Source organism: Echinicola soli, from assembly GCF_006575665.1.
GTDB classification, from domain to species: Bacteria; Bacteroidota; Bacteroidia; order Cytophagales; family Cyclobacteriaceae; genus Echinicola; species Echinicola soli.
In genome coordinates this window covers 1648893-1665688 of the sequence record NZ_CP041253.1, presented here as the reverse complement: position 1 = coordinate 1665688, position 16796 = coordinate 1648893, and the positions used below count along the sequence as shown (strand labels likewise).

Sequence of the window (16796 nt, the reverse complement as noted above, 5' to 3'; positions counted from 1 at the left end):
ATTCCCACCTCTTATATCAGAGGTGGGTGTTTTTTTATATGATTATATGCTTTTCTGCCAGTTTGAGCATATTCAGCAAACTGCCTTATACCAATCAATGATTAACATAAAAAATTCGTAGCAATCCGTGTAATTCATGGCCTTTCTTCTAATGAATTTGATTACTTGCACAATTCCGTATAATCACATTTTTTTAATACAAAACCCTAAAATGATAAAAGGCCTTAAACCCGAGATCGATAAAAAAAAGCCCCGCGGAGCAATTCAGCGGGGCTTCGGTTTGTTAGGGTTGGAAGTATAATGACACACTCAAATGTTTTATTCCTTAATGGCAAAGTCAGGATATGCACGCATACTGTGCTCATTGATATCCAATCCTTCCACTTCTTCCTGCTCATGTACACGGATACCGACTGTTTTCTTCATGGCATAGAACACCACAAAGCTAAAAATCACACAGAATAGGCCTACAGCTCCAATACCGATCAATTGGGACATTACCTGGGAGAATCCAGCAAGATCGCCAAAAAGCCCTACTGCCAATGTCCCCCAAATGCCCCCAACGAGGTGGACAGAAATGGCTCCCACGGGGTCATCGATCTTCACGTTATCAAAGAAGACCACAGCAAAAACCACCAGAGAACCACCCACAAAACCGATGATGGCAGATTCACCAACGCCCATCAGGTCCGCCCCAGCCGTAATACCTACCAATCCTGCCAAGATGCCATTCAGCACCATGGTGATATCATAGGACTTGAATTTGATATAGGAGAAAAGCAAGGCACCAAAAGCTCCAGCAGCACCAGCTATCGAAGTGGTCACAAACACTTTTGAAACAGTACCGGGATCAGCGGTAAGGACAGATCCCCCGTTAAAGCCAAACCATCCAAACCAAAGCAAGAACACACCGATTACTGCCATCGGAATATTATGTCCGGGAATGGCATTCATGCCTTTAGCGGTATACTTACCGATCCTTGGGCCTAGCAAGTAGGCTCCTACCAGTGCTCCCCATCCGCCTACAGAGTGGACGATGGTAGAGCCTGCAAAATCATAGAATGGAGTATCCAGGCTATCCAAGAAGCCTCCACCCCACTTCCACATACCTACAATGGGATAGCAGATTGCTACATAAAGTGTAGAGAAAATGATAAATGGGCCGAGCTTTATACGCTCCGCTACGGCACCGGAAACGATCGTAGCCGCAGTGGCGGCAAACATGGCCTGAAAGATAAAGTCTGTAAAGAAGGTATAGCCCTCGTTATACCTAAAGGTGTCCCAACCTTCCGGCAAGCTCAACCCCAAACCACTCAATCCGAAAAAGCCTCCTGTAAAAGCTTCTCCCGGATACATTAGATTAAATCCAACAAAGCCATAAGTCAATAGCCCCATGGCTGGGATAATAGTATTTTTAAAGAGAATGTTGACGGTGTTTTTGGCCCTGGTAAGTCCGGCTTCCAAAGAGGCAAAGCCTAAGTGCATGATAAATACCAGGATAGTGGCTACCATCATCCACACATTGTTGATGGTAAATAATTCTTGATTCATCTGAATGGGTAATTTATATGGTTACTTCTAGTTTGTTAGGATAAAATTGAATTGGTAAAGTTCAATTCACTACAGCGCATCGGCCCCTTTGTCATCATTCCTCACTCTGTAGACTTCCAGCACATCGGTCACGAAAATCTTCCCGTCACCTATCTGCCCAGTGCGGCCTTCTTTGAGGATGCAGTTGATAACAGGTTCTACCAATTCTTCGGTAACCATGATTTCTAATTTTGTCCGAGGGATAAAAGCGGGTTCATAAGCAACCCCTCTGTACTTTTCGATTTTTGCGTGCTCGAGTCCCATCCCTTTTACTTCATAAAAAGTTAGGAACTTCACTCCTAGTGCGGCAATACACTGCTGAATCACCTCAAATCGAGATGTTCTAATAATTGCTTCTACTTTTTTCATTTTAGTTAACTGACAAACTGATTGGTTGTAATTATAACCGATTTTATCGTAATCGGATACAAACTTAATAAATTAGACGTCTCACACTACTATAAAAACAATTATTTTTGCATTTTTATACAAATATGGCTTATAAATAACCTGATAACTGGAAAAAATCAACTTTTACGCTCAAAATGGTTAAAACCAACACCGATTATCTGGTTTTCAAATTTTAGCACGGTTTATGGGCTGTTAATAAAGATTGTTTTAATTTTAAGTTCCAAAACAAACCGGATAAACCAAATTCAACATTTAACTTCATGAATAAACCTACACTTTTGATCCTGGCTGCCGGCATCGGCAGTCGATACGGAGGAAATAAACAAATCGAAGGATTTGGCCCCAATGGTGAAACGATCATTGAATACTCCATATTCGACGCTATTCGTGCGGGCTTTGGGAAAGTGGTCTTCATCGTACGAAGAGAGATCTTGGAAACCGTGAAAGAGATCTTTTTGCCCAAACTTGAAGGAAAAATAGCCGTAGACTTTGTCGTACAATCCCTGGACAGCCTCGTACCAGAGGAATTCCAAACTCCTGATCGGAAAAAACCCTATGGAACCGGCCATGCTGTACTCTGTGCCAAAGATGCCATCAACAAACCATTTGCCGTGATCAATGCGGATGATTTCTATGGAAAAGAAGCCTTCCAAGCACTGGGCAAATTCCTGAAGGAAGACGTCAAAGAAGACCTTCACTGCATGGTAGGTTATGCGATAAAAAATGTACTCTCCGAAAACGGCACCGTCAGTCGTGGGGTCTGCGAGACCAATGAGAATTTTCAGCTTATCGGTATGACAGAACGCACTGGCATTGCCCGCGAGAAAGATGAAATCATCTGCAGAGAGGAAGAAGACCCCATTGTAATAGCACCGGACACTCCCGTGAGCATGAACTGCTGGGGCTTCCATCCTTCGTTTTTCGAAGAGGCTCACAGAATCTGGAAAGCATTCCTCCCCGAAAACAAAGACAACATCAAGTCGGAATTTTACATCCCTTCTGTAGCCAATACACTCATTGAGGAGAAAAAAGCCAATATCGCCATTTTGGAAGGCGGTAAAACGTGGTTTGGTGTGACGTATCCAGAGGATAAGCCGGTGGTGGTATCCGCTTTAAAGCGTCTTCATGACCAAGGAGACTATCCCGACGGCCTGTGGGAATAAAACCACAAAACCTTCGTTCCAATAGATATACCAAACCTACGTTTTAGAATAAACACATTATATAATCAAGTAAAAAAATATGAAAAAGATACTCTTTTCCAACAGTCCTATATCTGGCAGTTTGGCACTTTTACTCCTCAGAGTGGGTGCTGCTGCGTTGATGATGACTCATGGATGGTCAAAAATTGTTAAATTCAGCGAATACCTGACCAAATTCCCTGACCCAATTGGGGTTGGGCCTGCAGTATCTTTACAGTTGACTATTTTCGCGGAATTTTTTTGCGCTATCTTGCTGGCACTTGGTTTTATGACCAGGTTGGCACTGATCCCTCTTATGATCACCATGATCGTGGCCGTGTTTATCATCCACGGAGATGATCCCTTCGGCGACAAGGAAATAGGCTTACTTTACTTGGCTACATTTACCTCTCTGTTCCTTTCTGGCCCTGGCAGCATCTCCATGGACGCTCAGATTCTCAAGAAAAACCGTTATCGGTGAGGATAATGAGACATGAGTATTGAGTATGGAAATGTGAGAGTCTTGTCTTCCTCTCCCGGGAGGTTAAGTGGGGTTCTTTGGGAGCAAAATCAACCCTCGGAGGGCTTGTATGGTAACAAGCAGGCTTATTCAGTTTTCAATGAAGTTTTCAGTTCAACGCGAATTCCCATAGTCGTAAAAATGACGCCAAAGGCATCTCCTTTACGCTAACGCCCATTATAAGTGGATAAGGAAAAGCAGGTAAAAAGTGTCAACAAAATTCAGGCCCTGACGCATTCTTTAGTAACGAGTATTCAGTCTTAAGTCAAGTATTTCCCCCAGTGGTGAAACAATCGTAGCTTTGCGGCCTGGTCCTTCGACATCTTTAGGATAGACAAAGCCAAAGGCTCCCAAGACCACAAAGCTATCTTGCCATAACCGGATTATTGCGACATGGTATCTGGCACCTAACACCCAGCGTTATACCATTCTAGCGGTTTCTATCTGTGAAATGATCGATCCATAATCCACTTGTTGCCAATTTTGCAATATCATCGGATCTTCCATTACTTTATCCATTATTTCATCTTGAAGCCTTCCCTGGGCATACGCATCTGCATATTTCATATCCGAAAACGTCACCATCGTATAGAGGGGAATCCACTCATTGGGAAACAGTTCATGGAGCTTCGCCTCTATTTTCTTACGAATAAGGAAACGAGGATTGGCCACGCTGTCCCTCATCTCGGTAAAATTATTTCTGGCCATTTCACTGATGGCGTCGGTATCTGGTTTTCTGACTTTTTGGAATTTCTCAAAAACCAATTCCCAAGAAGTAGTTCCATACTTCTCTATAAGTCCATCAAGGATAAAGCAATCTTCAAAGCCACAATTCATCCCTTGGCCAAAGAAAGGAACCATGGCGTGACAGGCATCACCGATCAGCATTGACTTATTGGCCAGCCAAGGGAAACACTCCACATTGATCAGAGAAGAGGTGGGGTTACCAAAGTATTCCTTGTTCAGGTCAGGCATTAACACAAAGGCATCAGCAAAATAGTTTTTAAACACGCTCTCCAAGTCACCTTCATCATTGATCTTGTCGAAACATACTTTTCCATCTTCAAAAGGCAAAAAAAGTGTACAGGTGAAGGATTTATCAGGATTGGGCAAAGCTATCAACATAAACTGCCCCCTTGGCCAGATATGAAGGGCATTGGGATCCATCGCAAACTCACCATCAGCCGTAGCCGGAATGGTCAGCTCCTTATAGCCGTGGGAGATGTACTCTTGCTTATAGTTTAGCCTTGTCTGTCGCTGCATCGCATCTCGCAGAGAAGAATAAGCCCCATCTGCACCTATGATTACGTCAGTTTCACGATGTTCTTTTGTTCCGTCTGGCAAGATCACTGTTAAAGAAGTCTCTCCAATATTGATCTCCTCGCAAGTATGGTTAAAGTTCATTTTAGCTCCATACCTCTCCGCTTCATCCACGAGCATATGGTTAAACTTACCCCTTGAGATGGAATAAATCGCTTGGTTTTCTTTGCCGTAGGACAAGAAAGAGGTCTCACCGTGCTCATCATGGACTCTCCTTCCATACATCGGAATCACATAAGGCTCTACCATTTCACGAAGGCCGATCTTATCCAGCGCCTTCCATCCCCTGTCACTAAGCGCCATATTGATGGAACGCCCCTCTGGGGCATGCCTTTTATCCCTCAGATCAGGCCGCTTCTCATAGATAGAAACATTGATCCCTTTCTTCTGAAGGTAGATCCCCAGCAATGATCCAATCAGTCCCGCACCAATTATGCTGACATCATTCTTGTTCATGGGTTTTATATATTAATAGGTTTGCAATAGGTTTGGTCTATTAAGCGAATTTCGATAAGGATTGTTCCAGGATTTTGGCAAATTTAAACACATCCTCAAAGCTATTGTAAAGGGGGGTCGGAGCGATCCTGATCACATTGGGGTTTCGCCAGTCCCCAACAATCCCGTTTCGGTAAAATTCATCAAATACGGCTTTTCCGCCTTTATGGATCAACAGTGACAATTGGCATCCTCTCTCCTCTTCAGCACTTGGTGTAATGATCTCCAGCACTCCGCTATCACCGCTTATTTCACGAATCAGGTATTCTAAGAACCCTGTTAATTGTACGCTTTTTTTCCTTAGGTGTGCCATCCCTGCCTCTTTGAAAATATCCAATGAAGCTTGGTGTGCCGCCATTCCCAGGACGTTACCATTGGATGTTTGCCAGCCATCGGCTCCATACATGGGAGCAAAGCCTTTTTCCATCTTGAAGCGCACCTTTTCATCATGCCCCCACCAGCCTGCAAAACGGTTCAGTTTCGGGTTATCACCATGTCGCTCGTGCACAAAAATCCCTGCCACATTTCCCGGCCCCGAATTCAGGTACTTATAACTGCACCACGCCGCAAAGTCCACTCCCCAGTCATGTAACCGTAAAGGGGCATTCCCCACCGCGTGGGCAAGGTCAAACCCCACCAGAGCCCCTGCGTCATGAGCGGCCTTGGTAATCGCATCCATGTCAAACACCTGGCCAGTATAATACTGCAACCCCGCCATCATCACACAAGCCAATTCATCCTTATGTGCGGATATCGCTTGCAGAATATCCTCCGTCCTTAGGGTATGCTCCCCTGTTCTGGGCGCCACTTCGATGATTGTCTCATTCGGATCCAACCCATGATACTTTGCCTGGGTCTCCAGTGCATACATGTCTGAAGGGAAAGCTCCCGCTTCTGTCAGAATTTTATGCCGCTTACCTCCTGGCTGATAAAAGGACACCATCAGCGTATGAAGGTTACTGGTCAAACTGCCCATGGCCACCACTTCGTGCTTTTTCGCACCTACTATTTCCGCCAAGGCGGCTTTGGACCTTTCATGGACAGAAAACCACGGATCTTCTCCATCGAAGTGGCCATCCACGGCTTTGGTCGCCCAACTGTCCAAATCCCGCTCAAGGTACCCTTTGACTGATTTTGGCTGAAGTCCCAGGGAATTACCACAAAAGTAAATAACTTCCTCTCCATTTACCTTAGGAAAGTAAAATCGACTTTTGAATTTCCTGAGGGGGTCTTCACGGTCCCTTTCCTGGGCAAAAGCCAGGCTATAGCGGTATGCAGTCATATTTTCCTGTTAACTGAAACGGTACTATTTTTCCATTTTGGTTCCACACGATGTGCAGGTAGTGTTTTCAGGATTGCTCCAAAAGCGCTCCATGATCGGTGGCAGCTGAGTCACAATATCTGTCACCGCCGCATATTCTTCGTAAAGCTTATTTCCACAGTTTTCACAATACCAAATGAAACCATCCTCTTCGCCTTCATTTCGGTACCGTTCTATTACCAGTCCAACAGTATTGGCTGGTCTTCTGGGGCTATGGTGCACTTTTGGTGGCAAAAGAAAAATTTCCCCTTCCTTGATTTCTATATCCTTTGGCTGGCCCTCATCGATCACTTTCAGCACGATATCCCCTTCTAGTTGGTAGAAAAATTCCTCGCCTTCATTATAATGGTAATCCTTCCGGGAATTAGGACCTCCCACGACCATCACGATAAAATCTTCATTCCCTTTATACACTTGTTGATTGCCGATTGGCGGTTTAAGCAAGTGTCGGTTATCGTCAATCCATTGCTTGAAATTAAACGGTTTTGTCAATGCCATTTGAATAGTGGTTTTGGTGACATGGGAAGATCTTTCACTGCTCCCCAATTCTGCCTACCGCGTAATATTGCGGATGGCTTTTGCCCCATAAAAGTATAAAAAAACTAGCAGTAATTATGATTCATCAAAGGGTTATTCATGTGGAAAAGACGGTCTCACCGTTAAAATCTTTCCGAACGGTTTTTGAAGTATTTCAAACTTCCATCTTCAAAGAAATTATCGTTACTTTGAAAATAAAACATTTTCAAAACAACCTGATAATGTCATCGCATCATTTTGTGAAAGAGCAGCAAGAACCTGCCATGCTCATCCTGGACACTGCCCGGCTGTCTTACGAGCAGATCGCACCATTATTGGAGTGGGTACCCACCGTGTTGGTGGCCGAGCCGATGGTAGACATGGTACGCTCTTGGGGAATTAAAATTGATGTAATCTTAGCTTCTAGCGAATACCAAAAGGAGCATGTCAAACTTCTGGAAGAACAGTATCCCCTACGCTTTTTGACATGTCAGCAGGAAAAATTCCTGGAAGAAGGGCTCGAGTACCTTATCGCTACCAAGCATCCAGCCGTAAACATTATTGGCTACGACCATAAACAGCTTTTTCATTTGGAAAAAAAATTAGACCTGGTGAATATCGTGGTCTTTGACGGCCCCATCCGCTATTTTCCGGTGAGGGACAAATCCTTCAAAAAATGGTTTCCGCAAAGTTCCATCCAGCTACACGCACCGGAAGGCACCCTCATCGAGATGAAAACCGCTTCAGAAAGCCAATTCATCAACATCAAACATGCCACCTTCGTAGAAGCCGATGGTGGCACCATCATCTTCCAATCCATGCAGCAGCCCTACTGGATCGGAGAAATGATCGGGGAGGAGATTTAGTGTTTCGGTGTTCGGTAAACTGTTCCTCCTGGTTATTGGCTCACCCCACCTAACTTCCCCTGCAAGGTGAGTAACCGAGAACCTTTTTCTTTATACTTGCCTCTAGCTACTTGATACGCTAAATCAAATCTTTACAGTTTCTTCACCACTTCTTTTTTCGGAATGGCAATGCTCCACATTCCCCTGAGTTCTCCGACTTTGTGACCTTTGGCCTTGTCTTCTGGATATAAGGCGTCTAACTTCTCTAAGGTTTCTTCCCCAATATCCACGCCTGGATCACCATGACAATTCAAGCACATTTCTCCTGGGATTTTAATGGCCTTTGTATAGAGTAGGATTTCACCATTTCCGATTTCCTGCACATTTGCAGAGTTCTTCACCCCATTTTCTTCATTGTACTCATAAGCCTCCAGCAACATCTCTTCCTCCTCATTAGGCTGATCGGCAGGGTTTCTGAAGTCATGGGAAACCCTTCTTACGACCACCTTGTGCCGCTTACTCACTTCATTTAGCGAAGGTAGTGCCTCCACATTGCAAAATTCCACTGCACCGGCCACTCCTTTTTCGTTGATCGACTTGTTCAATTTCCCCATCAACTCTTGCTGGGCTTCTGCACTTATTTCATTGCCCCATTTGATGGCCAGGTTGATGATATCCACTTCATTGACCTTTTTGATTTCCATGGACTCATTGACGGCATCAAACACTTCACGGTCCACCTTTTTGCGTGAGCCACAGGAAATCAACAATCCAGCTATTATTATGGATAAAATTCGCATCATGATCCTCTTTTAGTCCCTCCAAAGTTAGGGTATTAACGGCACCAAAGCCAGTTTTATGCGCTTTCTTCCTCTAAATGGCCTGAGAAAAAACCAGGCAGGAAAGGGAAGTGGCTAACCATGCAATTAAGGATAGTACCACCAAGTTGCGGGGATACGGGGAGGAATATTTCTTAAACATTGAGGAAATGAAGCTTTGGTAATCTTACTATTTTTTTGGTTCTATATGATTTACTATGGGTAAACTGAGCCCTAGCAGGCTATGGAGATCGAAGCATCGCGTGGACGGATGAATTTGGGTGCCCATGCTCCTGATGCAGTCGATAATGATATATGTTTTCCTTGCCCATGGTCAGTACCTACGGCACTGTTAGGATGCTGTATCCAATTCCTGTTACTAAGCTAATGCTCCTAAGGAGCATCCCTGCTGACACTTCTGTCGGCTAAAATAGTGAGAAGGGAGTCCTGGCCAATGCCGCTGGGCATTTAAGCCTGGTATAATCAGGATGCCTCCAGGGGGCTTTGTGCCGTAGGAACAAAACTATTCCCCTGATCTATCCGCACAAGTGGGACAGTCCCGTGGATAATCTAACTACAGTATTCCATATAGAACCATTTATTTTTTTGATCCGGGAAGAATCATTTTGGCAATATGGGCATTACCAATGCCAGTTCAGGAAGTCGTCATTTTAAAATGCGGACTAGCACCAGCCAATGTCAAAGAAAAACCTTTGCTCCTTCGAGGCTTTATAGTGGATTATTTAACCTGATGAATGAAGCGGCCATGGTTATCGCCGTGTCACTTATTTTCTTAATTTTGTCCTTGCAAAGACCAAAAACTATATGCTTGATAAATTAGAGCACATCAAAGACCGATTTGAGGAAGTGGGACAGCTGATCATTCAGCCGGATGCAATGTCCGATATGAGCAAATACACCAAGCTCACCAAAGAATACAAAGACCTGGAGAAGATCGTCAAAGTATTTGACGAATATAAACTGGTACTGGACAATATAAAAAGTTCGAAAGCGATCCTTGAAACCGAAAAAGACCCTGATTTCAGGGACATGGCAAAAGCGGAGCTAGACGAACTGAAGGAAAAGGAAACCGAATACGAGAAGGAGCTAAAACAAATGCTCATCCCCAAAGACCCGAATGACTCCAAGGATTGCATCCTGGAAATCCGGAGTGGCACGGGCGGTGATGAGGCGGCTATTTTTGCAGGAGATATATTCCGCATGTACGAACGCTACGCCGAAAAGCAAAACTGGAACCTTACGGTGCTTGACCTTACCTTTGGCTCTGCTGGAGGTTATAAAGAAATCATCAGTACTGTCTCAGGAGCCGATGTATTTGGTATGCTTAAATACGAATCTGGCGTCCACCGTGTCCAGCGGGTTCCCACCACAGAAACACAAGGAAGAGTTCACACTTCTGCTGCTACCGTCGCAGTACTTCCCGAAATGGAAGACGTAGATGTGGAAATCGACATGAACGATGTCAGGAAGGACACCTACTGCTCATCAGGCCCCGGTGGTCAGTCCGTAAACACCACCTACTCGGCCGTAAGGCTTACCCACGAACCTTCGGGCATCGTGGTCACCTGTCAGGACCAAAAGTCACAAATCAAAAACTTCGAAAAAGCCCTCAAGGTACTCCGGTCCAGGATATATGAGATCGAACTGGCCAAACATAACGAAGAAGTAGGTGCCCAGCGAAAATCCATGGTAGGAAGTGGTGACCGATCGGATAAGATCAGGACCTATAATTATCCACAAAGCCGGGTAACGGACCACCGTATCAACAAAACGGTCTATAACCTTCCCGATGTCATGGATGGCAATCTTGAAGAATTTACAAGTGCACTGCGATTTGCGGAAAATGCTGAAAGACTCAAAAACAGTGGCATGGAAGACTAACTTCCATGGGGCGTTTTTCACGTTGATTTTTTTTTCTGCAAATCCTAATTTAGGTATGAATTATGCAGTGGGTGCAAAATCATTTAGTTCATCAAAAAAATCAAACGCTGTATATGAAAATCGAAGGAGAAAATGGTATCACGCTAAATACCTGGGGCGGACAGCATTTCCACAAACTGTACCCATTGGCCAACAATCCTGCCATCGCCAAAAACCTGAAAGATAGCTTTCCCCAGCCCTACACCCTTCATGATGCCCGTTTCTGGATCGAGCACAACATTAAATTCAATCCTCCACAAAATTTTGCCATCGAGAAAGACAGTACACTCGTGGGCGCCATAGGCATCCACAAAGGAGAAAATGAACTCCGCACCAATATGGAAATCGGATTTTGGCTTGGAGAGCAGTTTTGGGGACAGGGAATTGCCACGGAGGCAGTCAAACGTTTTGTCCCTTATCTATTCAAGAACTTTGAAGTCCAGCGGGTTTTTGCCACGGTCTATGACTTCAATATTCCCTGCATGAGAGTCTTGCAAAAAGCAGGATTCCAAGAAGAAGCCATCCTCAAAGGAGGTTTTATCAAAAATGATAAAGTCGGTGATATTTTTCAATTTGTCTGTCTTAGGGAAGATTATGAGTGACCCATAAACCAATAATCAGGCAAAAACCATCAAATTGGCCTGATTATTGGTTTTTAAGCAAATATGAAACGGTTTATACTAAACATCTGCTTTGCAGGGCTCTTTCTTACAGGGTCCGCAATACTGACGACTTCCTGTGTGGCCCACCACCGAAATCATGGGCACCATTATAAGAAAAGTCAAAAGAAAATGCCTCCAGGCCAAGTAAAAAAGCACTATGGGATACATCCCAAGGATCAGAAAAAAGGCAAATGGTAGTATTTTCTTTATTATCAACACAACATGGAAGGCATTTCATGAAGTCTCAATATTCCAGGCAGCAGGCTTAGGCCTGCTGCCTTTATGAGATGTGGTATGGATATTTTTGCATCCAATTCTGGGAATTATTGATCTGACGCTACTTTTCCAGCTCGTTTTTTCATCTTAATTTGCAAGCTATAACCATCTAGAGATTTTTCAGTCTTATCTTAAAAAAAATGAAGCTATCGAGACAGGAAATTAATTGTTTGGAAGAGGAATTGAGACTCCTAGACCCCACTATATACCAAAGAGGAGAGCAACTTTTTCGGAATGATGATTGTGAATTAGTTAGTGTTAATACACATAATCGGGAGCTTAATTTTTTCGTCAAAGGAAACATCCAACCTCATTATGAGGTTAAGATCAACCTCGAAGAAGCCAGCCAATTTCAGCGAGGTTTTTTGGGAAAAGAAGTGGGCTCATGTGAATGTATCTATTTTGAGGACAATGGTGAGTGCAAGCATACTGCTGCGGCAATGTTATACCTTTCGGCTCAGAAGAAAGGGAATATCCGACTCCCCCAAACATCAAAAGTAAAATCCGAAAATCCACTGAGCCCAATGGAGATTGCCTTTGACCCTGATGCCCCAAATGTCCTCCTTTCAAATTTAGAATTTATCAAAAACTACAGGGGATGGCATTGTAAAGTAGAAGATGTGAAGATCTCCACCAATCGTCTCGTCTATCTATTGACCGATTATTCCCACCATTACGAACTTACAATCCAGATTCATAAAGATAACATCACCCTATCCTGCAATTATCAAAAGGATATCCTGATAAAAAACGCCTTGGTATGGTTTTATCAGCGAATGAAGCAATCCTCAAAAGAACTAAACTACGCGATTCCTGCAAAACGAGCCAAAATAATGGAATATGTACTGGCAGAACACGGTCTGGAAGAATTAACAGGAAGCTTTGAAGATTATTTTGAGATCAACCTGTCTGGGGACTTGCTCAATGTATATCCAAAAGGCCGACTAGAAGGCTTATTCAATACTTCACCACTGATTGAGTCGATGGACAAGGAGCTATTTTCGGCGCTGAACAGCATGAGCTCGGGCGAGCAGTTACTGAACCACACGTCCAGTGACACCGGGACGTACAATGCCGGAATCGCATTTTTCATCAACAATTACTCAAGTAAACTGTCCTGTATCAAGGCTATCAAAGGAAAGGGAACAAAACGTGCTCCGGAGGAACTAAAGACCAAGCTTGACTGGGTGTACGATCCAGAGGATGCATCATTGGCACCTACCACTGGGATCAAGGAGCTAATTCCGCAGTTGACCAGCATGAACAAGTTGTTGGCTAAAAGCAATGATGACAACACGTTAATCACACTTCATGAAAAATTCCTCGCTATCCTAAGTATAGGCAAGGAATTGCCTTTTCATCTCCTAGCGCCATCGGTCCATTATTACAACTACAAGCCCAGGCCTAAAGACCTACAAAAAATCACTGCAGTAACAGCAAACTTGCAGTTCAATCTTTCCCGTGAAGAATTTACCTACCTTTTACGTCCTTATATATTAGTAGAAAACGAACGGTTCTTTGTCGATGAACTGGATGAGCAGTGCGTTATTTATGATTTATTTTTACTCATTCATCAGAAAAGATTGGCCTACTTCCCAACCCCAAAGGAGCATAAGGCTTTACTGTATTTCCTGTCTACTCCTATCATTCGCTTTACCGAAAAAGACAGACCCGAAATGGAACGAGGCCTTATCCATCGACTGGCAAAAGATTTTAAAGTAAACTACGAAGCGGGAATAATCGAAATCGATGAACCTACAGAAAAACCACAAAGGCACCTCTATATTTCAGAAATGGGCAATTTTGTCCTTTTCAGACCAGCCGTCCGCTATAAGGAAGGACTGCTTTCCTATCCCTTGGAAAACGGCACACTCATAGATCATGAAAACAATAAGGTGTACTTACCGGATTTGGAAGAGGAAGAACAACTCGTCCAGGACATCCAAAAAATGCACCCGGCCTTTGCCCACAAAGGGCTTCAAGGCTTTTTTTATTTGAGTTTTGACCAGTTTATGGACAACTACTGGTTCCTTGATGCATTTGAGAAGCTGAAAGAATCCGGCGTCAGGGTTTTTGGGCTGGACCAGCTAAAGGGCTTTAAGTTTTCTCCCCACCCGGCCCAAGTAGACTTCAACCTGGACACTAAGCCTGACTGGTTTGAGGCCAACCTGGAAGTGGCCTTTGGAAATAACAAGGTAAAACTCAAAGATCTCAAAAAAGCCGTGGAATCCGGCCAAAACTACATCGAGCTCAGTGACGGATCCATCGGCATACTTCCCGAAAAGTGGATGGAGAAATTCGCAAAGCTCTTTCGCTCCTCCTTGCAAGACAAAAACACCCTAAAAGTGGCCAAAACCCACTTTTCACTGGTAGATGAACTTGCAGATCCTGAGCAGCACAAGGCATTACTTCAAGAAATCGCAGAAAAAAAAGCACGACTGGCTTCCTTTAAGGAAATCGAAAACACCCCCCCGCCCAAAAAGCTAAATGCCCAACTCAGGCATTATCAACAAGAGGGACTGAACTGGTTGAATTTCCTGAAGGATTACGGCTGGGGAGGTATTTTGGCAGATGATATGGGACTGGGCAAAACACTGCAGCTGATATCCCTGATATGTCAAATCAAAGAAGGCAAAAAATCCGCCCCCGTTCTGGTAGTGGCGCCCACCACGCTTTTGTTCAACTGGAAAAATGAACTTGACAAATTTGCCCCACACCTGGACTATTTTATCCATCATGGACAGCGCTACGATGATCCGGCGGAGTTTAAGAAACATGACGTAGTGCTCACCAGCTACGGCGTGGTGATCAACGACATTGAGTTACTTAAAAACATCAGGTTTCAGCTGATCGTGGCTGACGAGTCCCAAGCCATCAAAAACGTCTCCTCCAGACGTCACCGCGCCCTGACCCAACTTAAATCCCCCCTTAAAATCGCCCTGTCCGGCACGCCTATCGAAAACAATATCGCGGAGCTCTTTGCCCAGATGAACTTCGTAAACCCGGGATTCTTTACCACTTTTGCAGCCTTCAAGCGGGATTACGCCAACCCACTGAAAAAAGGTGATCAGAGCCATTTGGCTGTAGAACTCCGCAAAAAAGTCGCTCCTTTTATCCTAAGACGTACCAAGGAGGAAGTGCTCACTGAACTACCGGACAAAACTGAGGAATACCTATATTGCGAAATGGGAGCTGTCCAACGCAAGCTCTATGATGCCTATAGAAATGAATACCGTGATTTTCTCAGGGGAAAACTTGAAGAAGATGGTGAAGATAACACCAATTTTTACGTGCTGGAAGGGCTTACCAGGCTTCGCCAAATCTGTGATTCGACCGCATTGGTAAAAAATGGGGAACCCGTCCAAGAGTCTGCAAAAATCAACCTGCTGCTGGAACATATTCTGGAAAAAACCGGCAAGCATAAAATACTCATCTTCAGCCAATTTGTAAAAATGTTGGAACTGATCACTGATAAGCTACAGGAAGAAAATGTAAATTATACCTACCTCGATGGTAAAACCAGCTTAAAGGAACGCGAGAAAAGGGTGAAAATCTTCCAGGAAAACGAAGAAAACAGGGTATTCCTGATCAGCCTCAAAGCTGGTGGGACCGGGCTAAACCTTACCGCGGCAGATTATGTTTATATTGTGGATCCTTGGTGGAACCCCGCTACAGAAAACCAGGCTATTGACCGTTGCTACCGTATGGGGCAGAAAAAAAATGTTTTCGCCTACCGGATGGTCTGCAAAAACACCGTGGAAGAAAAAATCCTCCATCTACAAGAAGCAAAAATGAAACTATCCAAGGATATCATCGGCGAAGGAAGCAGCATATTGAGCACATTGACCAAAGACTCCTTGCTGGAATTATTCTCATAACCGTGCCCAAAGGTCACCAGGTTTTGGTCAATACTGAAATCATCATCCAATGTGGATTAACGCTATTCTTTGGGATTTATAAATTAGTAATTGCTCACTTTATCTCTCCATTCCTTTTACATGACCAGTTCAAGAACCCTTTACCAAACCATTTCGGACGGATTAAAAAAAGACTATCCAGATACAGAAGCGCAATCCATTGCTTTTTGGATATTGGAACATTTCCTGCAAGTCAAGAGGGGAGATATCATCCAAGACAAGAAGCTTGAGCATGTCCCACAGTCACTTTACACTGCCATAGATGAACTTCAGACGGGTAAACCCATCCAGTATATTCTCGAAGAAGCGCCTTTCTATGGCAGGGATTTCAAGGTAAATCCATCAGTGCTAATTCCCCGAAATGAAACCGAGGAGCTGGTCCATTTGATCCTGCAAGAAAATCCCAAAGGCGGGATTCGCATCATGGATATTGGAACTGGTAGCGGCTGTATCCCCATTACGCTTTACCTAGAAATGCCGCAGCCTGAAGTTTTTGCGATAGACATCAGCCAGAAAGCCTTACATATCGCCCGTACCAACGCCCTTAAACTGAACGCCAAGGTAACTTTTTCAGCCGTGGACATCCTAACTGATCCTATTCCTGCCCGAGAACTGGATATCCTGGTCAGTAACCCACCTTATGTGCGTGAACTGGAAAAAGCCTACATGCATAAAAATGTCCTGGAGCATGAACCTTCACTGGCCTTGTTTGTTTCAGACGCGGATCCCTTGATCTTTTATCGCACAATTGCCACCAAAGGCTTGGAAGCATTAAAGCAAGGTGGTAAACTATATTTTGAAATTAACGAGGCTTTTGCCTCGGAAATGGAGCAACTGATTAGTGATTTGGGCTATCAACAGGTCACAGTACATCAAGATCTACAAGGCAAGGCCAGGATATTGTCTGGGCTCAAAAGCTAGTTACATCATGAAAAATCCCCTGCCCAAGACCGCTAGGCCTTAAGCAGAGGTAAAATCAAAAC

At 44.1% G+C, this 16796-nt stretch carries 13 protein-coding genes; 7 read left to right on the top strand and 6 right to left on the bottom strand.

Annotation, left to right across the window (positions count from 1 at the left end; translation table 11 throughout):
* Nucleotides 1–318: 318 nt before the first annotated feature.
* The gene (locus FKX85_RS06955; RefSeq protein WP_141614041.1) at nt 319–1551 is read right to left on the bottom strand and encodes an ammonium transporter; all 1233 of its coding nucleotides are present in this window, start codon (nt 1549–1551) and stop codon (nt 319–321) included.
* A 69-nt stretch (nt 1552–1620) separates the two neighbouring features.
* Nucleotides 1621–1959, bottom strand: coding sequence for a P-II family nitrogen regulator (locus FKX85_RS06950; RefSeq protein WP_141614040.1), 339 nt, complete (start codon nt 1957–1959; stop codon nt 1621–1623).
* Nucleotides 1960–2261: 302 nt separating this feature from the next.
* Between FKX85_RS06950 and FKX85_RS06945 the strand changes: the two genes are divergently transcribed.
* Both FKX85_RS06945 and FKX85_RS06940 read left to right on the top strand, forming a co-directional pair.
* Nucleotides 2262–3164 carry a nucleotidyltransferase family protein gene (locus FKX85_RS06945; protein WP_141614039.1) on the top strand — a complete coding sequence of 301 codons (903 nt, stop codon included), beginning with the start codon at nt 2262–2264 and terminating at the stop codon, nt 3162–3164.
* A gap of 79 nt (nt 3165–3243) precedes the next feature.
* Nucleotides 3244–3663: a DoxX family protein gene (locus FKX85_RS06940; RefSeq protein ID WP_141614038.1), complete on the top strand. Its 420-nt coding sequence runs from the start codon at nt 3244–3246 to the stop codon at nt 3661–3663.
* 459 nt (nt 3664–4122) lie between these two features.
* Here FKX85_RS06940 and FKX85_RS06935 read toward each other — a convergent pair whose 3' ends face one another.
* Genes FKX85_RS06935 through FKX85_RS06925 form a run of 3 tightly spaced genes read right to left on the bottom strand, consistent with a single transcriptional unit; the run spans nt 4123 to nt 7336 of the window.
* Complete coding sequence (locus tag FKX85_RS06935) at nt 4123–5478, bottom strand: FAD-dependent oxidoreductase (protein ID WP_141614037.1); 1356 nt, start codon at nt 5476–5478, stop codon at nt 4123–4125.
* A gap of 40 nt (nt 5479–5518) precedes the next feature.
* Nucleotides 5519–6799: a kynureninase gene (gene kynU / locus FKX85_RS06930; protein WP_141614036.1), complete on the bottom strand. Its 1281-nt coding sequence runs from the start codon at nt 6797–6799 to the stop codon at nt 5519–5521.
* 24 nt (nt 6800–6823) lie between these two features.
* Entirely contained in the window at nt 6824–7336 is a 513-nt protein-coding gene (locus FKX85_RS06925; protein ID WP_141614035.1) for a 3-hydroxyanthranilate 3,4-dioxygenase, read from the bottom strand.
* A gap of 260 nt (nt 7337–7596) precedes the next feature.
* Between FKX85_RS06925 and FKX85_RS06920 the strand changes: the two genes are divergently transcribed.
* Nucleotides 7597–8220 carry a thiamine pyrophosphokinase gene (locus FKX85_RS06920; RefSeq protein ID WP_141614034.1) on the top strand — a complete coding sequence of 208 codons (624 nt, stop codon included), beginning with the start codon at nt 7597–7599 and terminating at the stop codon, nt 8218–8220.
* Between the two features lie 131 nt (nt 8221–8351).
* On the opposite strand, the gene FKX85_RS06915 is transcribed toward FKX85_RS06920, so the two are convergent.
* The gene (locus FKX85_RS06915) at nt 8352–9002 is read right to left on the bottom strand and encodes a Tll0287-like domain-containing protein (protein WP_141614033.1); all 651 of its coding nucleotides are present in this window, start codon (nt 9000–9002) and stop codon (nt 8352–8354) included.
* A gap of 840 nt (nt 9003–9842) precedes the next feature.
* Here FKX85_RS06915 and prfA point away from each other — a divergent pair.
* The 4 genes from prfA to prmC all read left to right on the top strand — a co-directional run bounded on the left by prfA (nt 9843) and on the right by prmC (nt 16734).
* Complete coding sequence (prfA, locus tag FKX85_RS06910) at nt 9843–10919, top strand: peptide chain release factor 1 (protein WP_141614032.1); 1077 nt, start codon at nt 9843–9845, stop codon at nt 10917–10919.
* Nucleotides 10920–11032: 113 nt separating this feature from the next.
* Nucleotides 11033–11560, top strand: a complete 528-nt coding sequence (locus tag FKX85_RS06905) for a GNAT family N-acetyltransferase (protein WP_141614031.1) — start codon at nt 11033–11035, stop codon at nt 11558–11560.
* A gap of 476 nt (nt 11561–12036) precedes the next feature.
* Nucleotides 12037–15774: a DEAD/DEAH box helicase gene (locus FKX85_RS06900; RefSeq protein ID WP_141614030.1), complete on the top strand. Its 3738-nt coding sequence runs from the start codon at nt 12037–12039 to the stop codon at nt 15772–15774.
* Nucleotides 15775–15894: 120 nt separating this feature from the next.
* The gene (gene prmC / locus FKX85_RS06895; protein ID WP_141614029.1) at nt 15895–16734 is read left to right on the top strand and encodes a peptide chain release factor N(5)-glutamine methyltransferase; all 840 of its coding nucleotides are present in this window, start codon (nt 15895–15897) and stop codon (nt 16732–16734) included.
* Nucleotides 16735–16796 lie beyond the last annotated feature (62 nt).